Below are 12,523 nucleotides of genomic sequence, written 5' to 3' on the forward strand. Positions count from 1 at the left end.
GCATCAGCCGGTGCGCCTGAACCGATCAGCTGGACTTCACGGTCCGCCTCTGGAGCCTGTCATGCCTACCCGTCGTCATTTCATCACCCAACTCGCCGCAACCGCCGGCCTGGGCGGCTTGGCCGCGCTGGGTCTGACCGGACTACCCGCCCGCGCCCGTGCCGCTGCACCGGCCGGGTGGCAGATGCCCGATGAGCACGGTCCGCAGGAGCGCGTGTTCCTGGCCTTCGCCGCACAGCCGCGGGTATGGGGCGCGCAGGCCGATGCAGTGAACAATGCTGTCGCCCGTCTGGCGCGCACCATCGCCCGCCATCAGCCGGTCAGCGTGCTGTGCCGTCCTGCACAGCGCCGGCAGGCGCAGGAGCGCTGCGGCAGTGACAACATCGAATTCCTCGACGTGCCGCTGGACGATATCTGGGTGCGCGACTACGGCGGCTGTTTCGTCACCAACGACAACGGCGGGCTCGGCTTGGTCGACTTCAACTTCAATGGCTGGGGCGGCAAGCAGAGCGCGCGCAACGACGGTGCAGTAGCACCATGGCTGGCGCAGATGACCGGCGCGACGCTGCTGGAAAGCGATCTGGTGGGCGAGGGCGGTGGCATCGAAGTCGATGGCCACGGCACCGCGATCCTGACCGAAAGCTGCTGGGTAAACCGCAACCGCAATCCGGGCTGGTCACGCGCGGATATCGAAGCGGAGTTGAAGCACCACCTGGGCCTGCGCAAGGTGGTCTGGTTGCCCGGCATCGCTGGCGAAGACATCACCGATGCGCATGTGGATTTCTACGCACGCTTCGTGCGCCCCGGCGTGGTGATCGCCAACCTGGACAATGATCCGGAATCGTACGATTACGATCTGACCCGCGAGCATCTGCAGATCCTGCGCGAGGCCACCGATGCCGACGGTCGCAGGCTGCAGGTGCGCACGCTGCCGCCGCCGCTGGGCGGGCGCGACAATGTGCACACCCGCGACAATGACGATCTTGCCCGGGGCTACATCAATTACCTGCCGATCAACGGTGCGGTGATCGCACCGCAGTTTGGTGACGCGAAGGCCGATGGTTACTGTCGTGAACTGCTGGAAGACCTGTATCCCGGCCGCACCATCGAGCAGGTGGATATCGATGCGATTGCCGGTGGCGGCGGCGGCATCCATTGCGTGACCAAGAACATGCCGCGGGTGTAATGCGTCGGCGCGGCGAGGCTGCGATACAGTGTCTGCCGAGCCGGCCGCGCACGGTGGCCGCCAGGGACGACGAGGCAGGGAATGCGGAAGGGAATCGGCAGCAGGCTGCGCGTGGCCAGCGTGGCCACGGTACTGATGCTTGCAGGTCAGGCGAGCGCCATTGATTCGCCTGCAACGTCAGCGGTCACGCGGGAAGCGGTGGATGGCGTTTCGCTGAGCGAATGGACCGCCCGTTGGTGGCGCTGGGCCAATGCGCAGAGGGTGGCACCCTACATGGATCCGGACGGTCGCCTCTGCGAACTGGGACAGGAGGGACCGGTCTGGAACCTGGCAGGGACCAATGGCCGCTTCCAGCCGCGCAGGCAGTGCGTGGTGCCCGAGGGCAGACACCTGTTGCTGCCCATCATCAACATGGCCAGTTACCAGACCGGGGAAGACGTAACCTGCGAGGAGTTGCAGGCCGGTGCGGCGATCAACAACGACTATCTGGTCAGTGCGGTGGTGCTGCTGGACGGGCAGCCGCTGGGTGACATGCGCCTGCACCGGGTGAAGAGCGATGGTTGTTTCCGCATGGATCCGGACGACGACGATTCGCGATTGGCGGCGGCCGATGGCTACTGGCTGATGCTCAAGCCACTGACGCCGGGTCGGCACACCGTGAGCGTCGGCGCCAACTACGGCGCGCCTGAAGGTGGCGCGTACAGCCAGATGCGGCAGACCTTCGAGTATGTGCTGCATGTGGGTGGCCGCACGCAGATTACCCTTGTCGCGCCCCCCGCGATGATGGAGGCGTCTGCACCCTGAAATTCGCGGCAGGGCTCAATCATGGTCCTGTTTCAACGCCAGATCGGCCGCCAGCAGTGCCTCGGCTGCTGCACTCAGGGCCGGCGAGGGCGGGGCAACCACGCCGATCGATTCCATCATCTGCGGCATGCCGACGAACTGACGTGCGCGGCGGTCGTAGATGCCGGTGATCAGCAGCGCGCGCGTGGCGGTTTTCTGCTCCGGACCGATCAGCACGCGCTGCTCCATGATGCCGCGTGAGCCGACCCAGCCGACCAGCCGCGTTTCCAGGGTGAAGCGCTGGAACGGCTTCAGCTCACGGCGGAACTGGATGGTGCCGGCGCCAACGATCGGCGCCCACTTCTCGCGCAGCGCCACTTTGCCCAGGCCCATGCGCAGGATCAGGTCCAGCCGGCCCAGGTCGAAGATGTTCCAGTAGCGGCCGTTGGTCATGTGCAGGTTGCTGTCCAGGTCATTGGGCAGCACCCGGAATGACAGGCGCGAGACCGCGAATGGCGCGTCGAGCTTCGGTCGGAACAGGCTGCACAGCAGCAGGTGGAGCAGGCGGAACCAGAGATTCATGACTATGACGACTGTTATAGAACGGTCAATACGCTAGTCTATGACGACTGTCTTAGCAAGGAGCCTGCCATGAGCCCGCGCTCGTCCGATGCCCCCCAGCGTGTGATCGATGCCGCGGCGCAGATGCTCGCGCGGGTGGGCCTCAATGCCACCAGCATCCGCGAAGTGACCAAGCTGGCTGAAGCGCCACTGGGCTCCACGTACCACCACTTCCCGGGCGGCAAGCAGGAACTGCTGGCACGGGCCACCACGATGGCTGGCGACAAGGTGGAGACCCTGCTGATCGAGCTGCTGAAGGAAGGCGCGGTGCAGGGATTGCAGCAGTTCCTGGCGCTATGGCGCGAGCGCCTGCTGCGCAGCGGTTTTCGCGCCGGCTGCCCGGTGCTGGCGGCGGCGGTTGAAGAGCCGGTGGAAGCTGCGCCCAGCCAACCGCGCGCAGCCGCCGCCGAGGTATTCGCGCGCTGGCAGGGCCACCTGACCGAAGCGTTCGTTGCCGAAGGACGCGCGCATGCCGATGCGGCAGGCTTGGCCAGTCTGGTGATCGCCAGCGTGGAAGGGGCGGTGGCGATGAGTCGCGCACGGCAGGACATCGCCCCGTTCGACCAGGTGGCAGAGCAGCTGCTGCGGGCTGCATCACACCGCTGAGGGTTGCACGGTCTACTTGAAGAGCATGTAGGCCCAACCTGCAAACATCGGTAACAGCACGGCGATCATCGATGCACCCAGCCAGCGCGCATAACGGCGGGCTGCGTCGCCACCTTGCCTTTTCAGTGCCCAGGCGTGCAGGGGCAAGATCAGCAGGGCCTGCAGAACGAAGGCCGCCAGTGCGGCAAGCCACAGCGCAAATACGCCCAGGCAGCCGTCACTGAAACAATAGGTGCCGAACCACGATCCCCAGCCCGCCAGGCCGATCATCGGCAGGAACATCACGCTGGCGACAGGGCGGGTGAACTGGGACGCTTGCATGCTGGGGCCGATCCATTCCGTGGCTGCCCAGAATATAGGATCTACACCATGCTGCGGTTGCCTTGGGGCCTGCGGGAATGCGATTGGATGAGGACTGTAGACGCGCCGCCACGGCAGGGTAGAATCCTGCCAGCGCAGCCCGCGCGTGCTTGGCAAGGATGTCTGCATGCTGCATCACCTCTCGCTGGGTGTCCGCGATCTGGACGCTGCCGGCTGCTTCTACGATGCGGTGCTCGCAGCCCTTGGCTATCGCCGCGTCTTCGAAGACGACACCGCAATCGGCTATGGCTTGGTCGATGATGAAGACCTGCTCTGCCTGAAGCTGCGCGACGATGCGGCTGCGCCGGGACCTGGCTTTCATCTGGCGCTGGCGGCAACCACGCGTGCAGCCGTTGATGACTTCCATCGTGCGGCCCTGGCAACCGGAGGCCAGGACAATGGAACTGCGGGCATGCGCCCGGATTACGGCGACCATTACTACGCCGCCTTCGTGATCGATCCTGATGGCCATCGCATCGAGGCAGTGACCAAGGCGGCGATATGAGCAACCGACGCCCGCCCGTTTCCCTGCCGAGCAGCCGCAGCACCGAAGCGATGCGTGCACGCCGACAGCTGCAGCATCGTGGCTGGCCGCGGCTGCAGATGGCCTTGATCGTTGCGTTGACTGGAGCCGCCGGATTCCTTGCATCGCACCTGCTGCGGCTGGCGGGCATCGACGCGATGCTGCTGCGCTATCCCCTGGCCGTTCTGCTGGCCTATGGCGTGTTCCTGCTGCTGATGTGGATCTGGATCCGTTGGCGCTGGGATGCCGTGGCCGACGGACTGGGTTCCGGGCCTGATGGCAATGGCAGCCAGGGATCGCCGTGGAGCGGCAGCGGTGGGCACTCCGGCGGGGGCGGCGCGTCCGCCTCCTGGGGCGACGCTGCAGCGTCCTCCAGCACGAGTGCCGACAGCACGTCGTTGTTGGACGTAGCCGACGGCGAGGCAGGCCTGCCGCTGCTGGCCGTTCTCGGCATCGTTGCGCTGGTGGCTACGGTGCTCTTGGCCAGTGTCTGGGTGGTCTGGTCGGCGCCGGTACTGATGGCCGAACTGTTGGTGGATGCGGCCATCGCCGGTGGTCTGTACAAGCGTATGCAGGGCATGCAGGCGCAGGGCTGGTGGCGGCTGTGTTTGTCCCATACGATCTGGCCGCTGCTGGGCCTGCTGGTGTTTTTCGCCGGGCTGGGCTGGCTTGCGCAGGAGCTGGCGCCCGGTGCGATCAGTCTGATGCAGGTGTTCAAGGCGTTGTAGCAGGAACGGCCCCGACGTTGAGTTTCAATCACACGCAAGGAGAAGCGCATGGATGTCGCTGCACGCGGTAACAGGAAGTTCGTTCGTTGGTTGATGGTGGCGATGTTTGCCCTGTTGATGCCCTTCGCGGTGATGGCTCAGTCCGGGCCTACATCGAACCCGCCCACAGCGGAGGCGGCCGCAGAAGAAGCCCAGTGCCGCGCCTGCGCCTATGAACGCATTGGGCACAAGATGGACATCGGCCTGGTGGCGCTGGTGTCTTTGCTGGTGGTTGCGCTGCTGGTGGCCATTTCCCGCGAGTGGGGCACGACGTCGCAGCGCTGGACCTGTCGCACCATGGCGCTGCTGCTGGTGGGACTGGGGGTGGCGCTGCTGTGGTGGGCAGGCAGCATCATCTACCTCGGCTACAACCCTTGGCAGGAGGACGCCGCTCCGCTGGATTCAGCGTTGACCTCCACACTGCTCAGCACGTCGCCGAAGTGGCTGGCGGCAATGGTGCTGATCGCTTTTGCGCCAGCCATCTGGAAGCGCAGCGAACGACTGCCAGCGTGGCGTATCGGCTGACCTGGGATCAGCGGCGCCGGATCATGTCCGGCGCCGCCTGCTGGAATCAGTCGAAGCGCCAGCGCACGCCCGCATACACGCCGCGGCCTTCGCCGGGCGTGGAGCGTGCCACGTCCTTGCCGGCATCGTTGTAACCGGGGGTGACGGTGGCGGCGTAGTGGCGGTCACCGATGTTGCGCATCTCCGCCCACAGTTGCCAGCGGCCGCCCGGTGCGTCGTAACCGATGCGACTGCCGAAGATGACGTGGCTGTCGGACCAGTAGCTGTTGGCATAGTCCACCGCGATGCGCGAGGCGTACTCGGTGTTCAGTGCGGCATACGCGCCCGAGGCGTGGTCGAAGCGCAGCTCGGCCTGGTAGGCATGGCGCGGTAGGCCAGGCAAGCGATTGCGGCCGAAGCGCGCGTCATGGCGATAGCGGAAGTCGCTGAAGGTATAGGCCTGGCGCAGCGACAAGCGGCCCGGCGCGGCCTGCCACACGGTGCTGTCCAGACCCGCCTCGATGCCACGGTGCACGGTGGGACTGGCGTTGTTCTCGGCGATGAACAGGTTCGGCACCGGCTGCAGCTCCACGCTCAGCAGTTCGTGCTTCACGTGCGCGTAGTAGCCAGTCAGTTCCCAACGGCCCAGCGCGGCGTCGCCCCGCGCACCCAGTTCCAGCGTCGTGGCGGTCTGGTTCTGCATCGGAACCGGCGCGCGCTGGCGGCCGGTGGACGGGCCATTGCCAGGCCCGAAGTACTGGTTCGAGCCCCAGATCATCGACCACGGATGCGGCGCCTCAACCGAGCGGCTGAGGTTGCCGAACCACTGCATCTGCGGCGTCTGCTGCCAGGTGAAGCCCAGCCGCGGCGCGTAGTCCCAGTCGTGGTCGCGCAGGCGGCCACCACTGCTCGGCCAGGTCACCTGCACATCGCGGCGGGTGTTGATCAGCGCCAGCCCGGTCTGCACGCGCAGCCGATCATTCAGCGCCAGGTTGTTGCCGATATGCAGCGTGCTGTCGGTACCGTGATGGCGGAAATCGCGGGTACGGGTACCGGCGGCATAGCCGTTGTTGGCAAAGCGCAGCGACTCCCGCACATCGGCATCCAGGTCGTGGGTGACGCGCAGGCCGATGGTGGTCTCGCTGTCCAAACCGAACAGCGCATGGCGGCGGCGGTAGTCCAGCGTGGCGTTGAGGTTGGCGTAGTCCAGCTGTTGGCGGTACAGGCTTTCGTTCAAGTCCATCGGGTACTTGTGATAGACCAGCCCGGCCTGCAGCGAGGAATTCTCATCGATCTGCAGGGTGGTGACGTTGCCCACCCAGGTGCTGCCGGGCTGCGGGCGGCGCGCATCGATGGCGAGGTTGGCAGGGTTCGCCGCGCGCGGATCGTTGCGGATCTGTTCGCGGGTCAGGCGCCCGGGCGTTTCGTGGTTGGTTTCGCGGTAGCGCACGAAGAAGCGGGTCTGCAGATCCGGGGTGATCTGCCAGCCGATGTTGGCCATCGCGCCCTTGCCATCGCCAGAGGCATGCCGTTGGTAGCCGTCGAATTCGGTATCGGTATAGGCCAGGAAGTAGTCGACGTCGCCACTGACGCCGCCCCAGCTGAGGCCGCGCTTCTGGTAGCCACGGCTGCCGGCTTCGTAATGCAGCTGCACGCCAGACGAGTCGCGACCGCTGCGGCTGATGTAGTCGATGGCACCGCCAAGTGCCAACGCGCCGCGCTCGAAACCGTTGGCGCCGCGCAGCACTTCCACCCGCGACAGCCACAGCGGTTCCAGCAGTTCGTAAGGCGTGCCGCCTGGACCGGTCAGCGGCAGGCCGTCGACCGATACCGCGATGCCGGAAGCATGCGCGCCCGGGCCACGGTTGATGCCGGAGCCGCGGATCGAGATCTTGGTGCCCTCGTTGCCTGGCGACTGCGCGCTGATGCCGGGCTGGTAGGCCAGCACATCGGCACTGCTGGACAGGCGGCTGTCAGCCTTGGCCACATCGATGACGTTGCTGGCGCCCGGCACGCGCTTCAGCGCTTCGCGCGCCTGTGCGCTGGCATCGGCGGCAGCGGTGACCCGTACGGCATCCAGCGTGGTGGCCTGCGGGGCCGCAGCGGCGGTGGAGGAGAGGCCGAGGGAAACGGCCAGGAACAGCAGCGAGGGGGTGGGGCGGTACGACGAGAGCGACATACGGGAATGCTGTAAACCACAAAAGTGGCGCGCAAGTTAACAGGTCGAGGGCGTCACGTCACCCATCGGCCGCGTATGGGCCGCCCGCAGCATCCATGTAGAGCCGAGCCTATGCTCGGCTATCGCGCGCAGCGCGGGCTTTCTGCCATCGCAACGAAGAGCAGCCGTGCATGGGCTCGGCGCTACAGCAGGGTCTACGGCGAAGGCTTCGCCAGCGCCTTCGACTTCGCATACAGCCGCTCAGCGGTTTCCTTCTCACCCAGCACGGCATGACACTCGGCCAGGCTGTCCCACACATTGGCCGAATCCGGATACAGCTCGGTGTTGAGGGCGAACACCTTCAACGCCCTGCGTGCACCAAGGCTCTCGCGGATGGCATAGCCATCGGTATTGATCGCGCGTTCCAGTTCGTTGGCTGCCATGCCGCTGCTGTCGCGCAACCACCTGCGCAGGGCTGGTGCAGCGCCTGCATCATCATCCAGCGCATAAGCGATCAGCCGCTCGGCCAGCACTGCATGGGGGAACTCGTTCGGTGCAGCCACCGCCATCGTGCTTTCCACCAGTGTGCTCGACCAGACATTGCGGGCACTGCCGTTGGTCAGGTACACGAACACCCAGTAGCCATTGGCCAGCGTGCCCTTGTAGGCCAGTCGTGCACGCACGCGGGTGCCGCCATCGTGACCGACCTGGGTGTAGCCGTCGCTGCGGGTGGTGTCCCAGCCGGTGGAGAAGAAATTGCTGCCACCACTGCTCAGCTTCTGCGGTTGCCACAGTGTTTCCAGCGTTGCCGTGCGTAACAATTTGCCGGTCGCCAGGGCCTGCAGGAAACGATTCATGTCACCCACGGTGGTCTGCAGGTCGGCATGGCCCCAGCCGTAGTTCGGCCACGGATCTTCGTTGGCGGGCTGCAATGTGCCGTCCTTGCCGATGTACGGCACCGCCGCGTGTTGGCCTGGCACGCTCGCCACGCCCCAGGAAGTGCGGGTCATCTTCAAAGGCTGCAGGATGCGTTCGCGCGCGATGGCGGGGTAGGGCTTGCGGTAATGCGCTTCCAGCAATGCGGTCAGCACCAGGTAGTTGGCCTGGGTGTACTGCACGCGGCTGCCGGTGGCGAACTGCATCGGCGCGGCAGCGGCCACCTTCAGCGCAGCAGCAAGATCCGGAGCCACACCGGTGTAGCCCTTGCTGAGCAGACGATTGTCCGCCCGATCGTAGTACTCGCCGATGCCCGAACTGTGATTGAGAAAGTCGCGCACGGCGATCACCTGCCAGACGGCCGGCAGATCCGGCACATAGCGGCTGGCCGGCGCATCCAGATCCACCTTGCCTTGATCCACCAGCTGCATCACCAGCGTGCTGGTCAGCAGTTTGGCCATCGACTGCGCAGTGAAAACGGAATCGACGGTGGCCGGCGCGTGGGTGGCCGGGTCACGCTCGCCGCTGGCGCCCTGGTACAGCACCTGGCCGTTGTGCGCGACCAGCACCGCCTGCCCCGCGATGCCGTACCGATCACGGTTGGTCTGCAGCTGCGCGTCCAACCGGCTGGCCACGTCGGATGGGGCGGCGAACGCGGCGCCCGGCAGCAGGCAGAGCAGGGCGACGGTGTGGCGAAGCAGTCGGTTCATGGCACATCAACCCGAGGGTGAGGCCGCACTATGGAAATCCCACCGTGGCCGGTCAAGGGCCATCGGTGGGGTGTGCGATGCCGGCCGCGGGTCAGCGACCGAACGCCTTCTCCACGCCCAGCAGCACCGACTGGTCGTTGCCGCTGCTGTTGTCCAGGCGCACCTGGTACTCGGCGCGCAGCATCCAGTCGCTGGCCGTACGCAGGCCGATACCCGCGCCGAGCAGGCCATGGTTGCGTGACTGCCCATACAACGTGGTGCGGTACAACGGGCCGCCGGGCAGATCGGCGTAACCCAGCCGCGCGTCCTGCGCGCCCTGCAGGTCATGGCCGAATTCGGCGCGCAGTTGCGGCGACCACACCGCCTCGTCGCGCTTGATGGCCCAGCGTGCCAGCGCACCCACGGTGGCGGTGGACAAGGTCACCGTCTGCGCCTGGTAGGCCAGCACGTACACCGCGTCGCCCTGTTCGGTGAAGCCATCCAGCCGTGCACGTGCCGCATCCAGCCGCGCGTAGGGTGTGAACACCAGTGCCTTGCCGATGAAGCGGTAGCCAGTGGACAGCGAGCCGAACCACTGCGTGCCATCGCGGCTGCCCTGCACCTGGCCGCCGCTGTCGGTTACATGGCGGCGTGAATCCAGCGACAGCCACTGGTAGCCCAGCAACGCATCGATGAACACCGCATCGGAAGGCCGGTAGCTGGCGTACAACGCGGCGCTGTAGCTGTCCACCGTGCTGCGGCTGCCCTTGTTGCCGATATCCGAACTGTCATGGCCGTAGCCGATGCCACCGCCCACCGACAGTTGGCCGCTGATGGCGCGGTCCGCGCCCAAGCTCAGCCCGGAGGTGGTGAAGTCGGTGCCGCTGTCACGTCCGCCACCGCCTGCCGTGCCGAAGTTCAGTGCGCCGCCGGTCCATAGCGACCATTCGCCGAGCAGGCCATCGGGCGGCAGGCCGGCTGCGAACGGCGTGGCCGGTGATTGCGCATCGGCCTGCAGCAGATAGCGGCGGCTGGCGTCCTGCAGATCCTGGGGCATCGTGTTGCGGGCCGGCTGGCGTGCGGCACGGGCCGAGCCCAGGGTGATGCCGTTGCTGAAACCGGTGCCGTCGCCGCTGTGCAGTTGCTCCAGGCGGCGCTGGAAGTTGTTGATCTGGCCCAGCGCCATGCGTCGGGTGGCGTCGGCCTGCGCCGACAGGATGCCTCGCACCTCCGCGTCCTGGCTGGGGTCGCTGCGCGGGGTCACGGTGACGGTGACCGTGCCGGCGGCCGAGGTCGCGTAGGCATTGCTCAGCGTGTAGCTGATCAGTGCGGTACCGCCGAAGGAGGAAGCGGCTTCGAAGCTCAGCACGTAGCCGTCCGGCGTGGACTGCACGCGTGCGCTGCCCGCCGTGGCCGGCGCGACCGACAGCACATTGGCTGCGGTGAAGGGCCCACCGCGGGCGGTGCGGCTGAGGTTGATCTGCACGCTCTGTCCGGCCAGTGCACTGGCCGCCACCGCGGCAACCACCGGGGCCGGGTTGACGGTCAGGGTTACCCGCGCCGGCTGCGAGGCGCCAAAGGCGTTGCTAAGGGTGTAATCGAAGGTGACCACACCGTTGAAATCGGCCGCAGCGGTGTAGCGCAGATCGGTGCCCTGCACCTGCACGCTGCCGGTGGCAGGCGCAGTGACGATGGCGGCTGCGGTGAAGGGGCCATTGCTGGCACCGTCGGCGGCCTTGAGGGTGACGGTCGTGCCCGCCAGCACGGTGGCGGTCTGTGTGGCGGCTACCGGCGCTGGCCCTGCGCTGACGGTCACGGTCACCGTGGCCGGCGTGGAGGTGCCGCCCGGACCGGTCGCGGTGTACTGCAGCGTGTCGGTGCCGAAGTAGTTCTGCGTCGGCGTGTAGGTGATCCGAGTGCCTGCGACCACGGCGCTGCCGTGGGCGGGCGCCTGGGTGATCGCGAGCTGGCTGATCGGCCCGCTGTCATTGCCGGTCACATCCAGCGTGACGCTGCCGTTGGCGGCGACGGTAGCCGCATCGTCCACCGCGATCGGTACCGGTTGGGCCAGGTTGATGGTGTAGGCCTGCTGGCCGGTTGCGCCGAAACTGTCGGTCGCTGTGACGGTGAAAGTAGCCGGGCCTGCGCTTGTCGGCGTGCCGGACAGTACACCGGTCGTCGACAACACCAGGCCGGCGGGCAGGCTGCCGCCGGTGATGGCGAAGCTGTACGGGTTGATGCCACCGGTCACGCTCAGCGTCGTCGATGGGTAGGCCGCGCCGACCTGCCCGTTGGACAGGGTGAGCGGAGTGAACACGAAGGACGGAGTGATGATGTTGAGAACGAAAGTCCGGGTAGCGGTCTGCCCGGCCTGGTCTTGAACCTGCACGGTGAAGGGGTAGGTGCCGGACCCCGTGGTTGTGCCGCTGATCAACCCGGCAGGGTTCAGTACCAGCCCGTTGGGCAGCGCGCCGCCGGTGATGGTGAAGGTGTACGGCTGCGCGCCGCCCTGTGCGATCAGGGTCTGCGAATACGGCACGCCACGCGTCGGACTGGGCAGTGACGTGGTGGCAATGGTCACCGCGCCGCCGGGAATGGTGATCTGGAATGACTGCGTCACATCCATGGCAGGGTGATATGTGCCGTTGCCTGCCTGGCGTGCAACGACCGTGCAGCTGCCAGGAGCTTTGGCACGCAACTGGTTGCCATTGACGATGTCGCAGATGTTCACCGTCTGTGAGTCCAGTTGCACCGGCAGGCCGGACGTGCTGCTTGCGACCAGCGGTGTAGTGGTGCCGAAGTTCAGCGAACCGGGATTGTTGAAGGTGATGTACTGCGTGATCTGCGGTGTGATTGGGGGCGAGGGCATCGATGCCGGACTATCGCCATCGGCATTGCGTGCGGTGACGGTGAAGGTGTAGGTGGTGCCGCGGGTCAGGCCGTTGACCGTTATCGGACTGGCGGCACCGGTCGCGATCAGGCCCTCGGGACTGGAAGTGACGGTGTAATCGAGGATCTGGCTTCCCCCTGTGTTGCCCGGTGCGCTGAAGCCCACGACTACCGAGGCGGGTGTGGCCGCGCTGCCGCCTGACGTGCTTACGCTGGTGACGGTTGGCGCATCGGGCACGGCCGCCTGGCTGCTGGCTGGTGCCAGACTGCACAGGATCAGGAACACCAGCGCCAGCAACGGCACCACGACTGACTTGCGGCCCAGCGCGCCTGCGCCGTTCCGTTCGAAGAATCCGAACATGTATCCCCCTGGTGCGGACCGCCGCCGCATCGGACAACGCGCCCCCTGCGTGTCGACAACATCCGCTGTGATCGATGTTTCCCCTGGCCTGCGTGGGGCGGGCCGAGTGCATCATACCCAAACGCCCGCCATACGCGAGG

Annotated in this window: 11 protein-coding genes; 6 read left to right on the forward strand and 5 right to left on the reverse strand. The window is 66.4% G+C overall.

Going from position 1 to position 12,523, the window contains the following annotated elements:
* Positions 1-61 precede the first annotated feature (61 nt).
* Positions 62-1,186 carry an agmatine deiminase family protein gene (locus HUT07_RS06925; RefSeq protein WP_176020304.1) on the forward strand — a complete coding sequence of 375 codons (1,125 nt, stop codon included), beginning with the start codon at positions 62-64 and terminating at the stop codon, positions 1,184-1,186.
* Positions 1,187-1,267: 81 nt separating this feature from the next.
* Positions 1,268-1,990 carry a hypothetical protein gene (locus tag HUT07_RS06930; protein WP_176020305.1) on the forward strand — a complete coding sequence of 241 codons (723 nt, stop codon included), beginning with the start codon at positions 1,268-1,270 and terminating at the stop codon, positions 1,988-1,990.
* 15 nt (positions 1,991-2,005) lie between these two features.
* Here the strand turns inward: HUT07_RS06930 and HUT07_RS06935 are convergent, their stop codons facing one another.
* Positions 2,006-2,551: a thioesterase family protein gene (locus HUT07_RS06935; protein WP_176020306.1), complete on the reverse strand. Its 546-nt coding sequence runs from the start codon at positions 2,549-2,551 to the stop codon at positions 2,006-2,008.
* Between the two features lie 69 nt (positions 2,552-2,620).
* Here HUT07_RS06935 and HUT07_RS06940 point away from each other — a divergent pair, with 69 nt between their 5' ends.
* Entirely contained in the window at positions 2,621-3,196 is a 576-nt protein-coding gene (locus HUT07_RS06940; RefSeq protein ID WP_176020307.1) for a TetR/AcrR family transcriptional regulator, read from the forward strand.
* A gap of 12 nt (positions 3,197-3,208) precedes the next feature.
* Here the strand turns inward: HUT07_RS06940 and HUT07_RS06945 are convergent, their stop codons facing one another.
* On the reverse strand, positions 3,209-3,685 hold the full coding sequence (locus HUT07_RS06945) for a hypothetical protein (protein WP_254898811.1): 477 nt from the start codon (positions 3,683-3,685) through the stop codon (positions 3,209-3,211).
* On the opposite strand from HUT07_RS06945, the gene HUT07_RS06950 reads away from it, so the two are divergent.
* Genes HUT07_RS06950 through HUT07_RS06960 form a run of 3 tightly spaced genes read left to right on the forward strand, consistent with a single transcriptional unit; the run spans position 3,684 to position 5,371 of the window.
* Positions 3,684-4,061 carry a VOC family protein gene (locus HUT07_RS06950; protein WP_176020308.1) on the forward strand — a complete coding sequence of 126 codons (378 nt, stop codon included), beginning with the start codon at positions 3,684-3,686 and terminating at the stop codon, positions 4,059-4,061. The genes HUT07_RS06945 and HUT07_RS06950 overlap by 2 nt on opposite strands.
* Positions 4,058-4,807: a hypothetical protein gene (locus HUT07_RS06955; protein ID WP_176020309.1), complete on the forward strand. Its 750-nt coding sequence runs from the start codon at positions 4,058-4,060 to the stop codon at positions 4,805-4,807. The genes HUT07_RS06950 and HUT07_RS06955 overlap by 4 nt, the downstream gene beginning before the upstream one ends.
* A gap of 48 nt (positions 4,808-4,855) precedes the next feature.
* Positions 4,856-5,371 carry a hypothetical protein gene (locus tag HUT07_RS06960; RefSeq protein WP_176020310.1) on the forward strand — a complete coding sequence of 172 codons (516 nt, stop codon included), beginning with the start codon at positions 4,856-4,858 and terminating at the stop codon, positions 5,369-5,371.
* Positions 5,372-5,417: 46 nt separating this feature from the next.
* Here the strand turns inward: HUT07_RS06960 and HUT07_RS06965 are convergent, their stop codons facing one another.
* From HUT07_RS06965 to HUT07_RS06975, 3 genes are all read right to left on the reverse strand, one after another.
* Entirely contained in the window at positions 5,418-7,529 is a 2,112-nt protein-coding gene (locus HUT07_RS06965) for a TonB-dependent receptor (protein ID WP_176020311.1), read from the reverse strand.
* A 194-nt stretch (positions 7,530-7,723) separates the two neighbouring features.
* Positions 7,724-9,154 (reverse strand): serine hydrolase domain-containing protein, encoded by a 1,431-nt coding sequence (locus tag HUT07_RS06970; protein ID WP_176020312.1) that lies wholly within the window; start codon positions 9,152-9,154, stop codon positions 7,724-7,726.
* 91 nt (positions 9,155-9,245) lie between these two features.
* Positions 9,246-12,383 (reverse strand): autotransporter domain-containing protein, encoded by a 3,138-nt coding sequence (locus HUT07_RS06975; protein WP_176020313.1) that lies wholly within the window; start codon positions 12,381-12,383, stop codon positions 9,246-9,248.
* Positions 12,384-12,523 lie beyond the last annotated feature (140 nt).

This window comes from Stenotrophomonas sp. NA06056, assembly GCF_013364355.1.
Classification (GTDB): domain Bacteria; phylum Pseudomonadota; class Gammaproteobacteria; order Xanthomonadales; family Xanthomonadaceae; genus Stenotrophomonas.

What these genes read in the sequence shown, in the direction of transcription:
- HUT07_RS06925 (WP_176020304.1), top strand. Translation starts at nt 62, where the DNA reads ATGCCTACCCGTCGTCATTTCATCACCCAACTCGCCGCAACCGCCGGC.
- HUT07_RS06930 (WP_176020305.1), top strand. Translation starts at nt 1,268, where the DNA reads ATGCGGAAGGGAATCGGCAGCAGGCTGCGCGTGGCCAGCGTGGCCACG.
- HUT07_RS06935 (WP_176020306.1), bottom strand. Translation starts at nt 2,551, where the DNA reads ATGAATCTCTGGTTCCGCCTGCTCCACCTGCTGCTGTGCAGCCTGTTC.
- HUT07_RS06940 (WP_176020307.1), top strand. Translation starts at nt 2,621, where the DNA reads ATGAGCCCGCGCTCGTCCGATGCCCCCCAGCGTGTGATCGATGCCGCG.
- HUT07_RS06950 (WP_176020308.1), top strand. Translation starts at nt 3,684, where the DNA reads ATGCTGCATCACCTCTCGCTGGGTGTCCGCGATCTGGACGCTGCCGGC.
- HUT07_RS06945 (WP_254898811.1), bottom strand. Translation starts at nt 3,685, where the DNA reads ATGCAGACATCCTTGCCAAGCACGCGCGGGCTGCGCTGGCAGGATTCT.
- HUT07_RS06955 (WP_176020309.1), top strand. Translation starts at nt 4,058, where the DNA reads ATGAGCAACCGACGCCCGCCCGTTTCCCTGCCGAGCAGCCGCAGCACC.
- HUT07_RS06960 (WP_176020310.1), top strand. Translation starts at nt 4,856, where the DNA reads ATGGATGTCGCTGCACGCGGTAACAGGAAGTTCGTTCGTTGGTTGATG.
- HUT07_RS06965 (WP_176020311.1), bottom strand. Translation starts at nt 7,529, where the DNA reads ATGTCGCTCTCGTCGTACCGCCCCACCCCCTCGCTGCTGTTCCTGGCC.
- HUT07_RS06970 (WP_176020312.1), bottom strand. Translation starts at nt 9,154, where the DNA reads ATGAACCGACTGCTTCGCCACACCGTCGCCCTGCTCTGCCTGCTGCCG.
- HUT07_RS06975 (WP_176020313.1), bottom strand. Translation starts at nt 12,383, where the DNA reads ATGTTCGGATTCTTCGAACGGAACGGCGCAGGCGCGCTGGGCCGCAAG.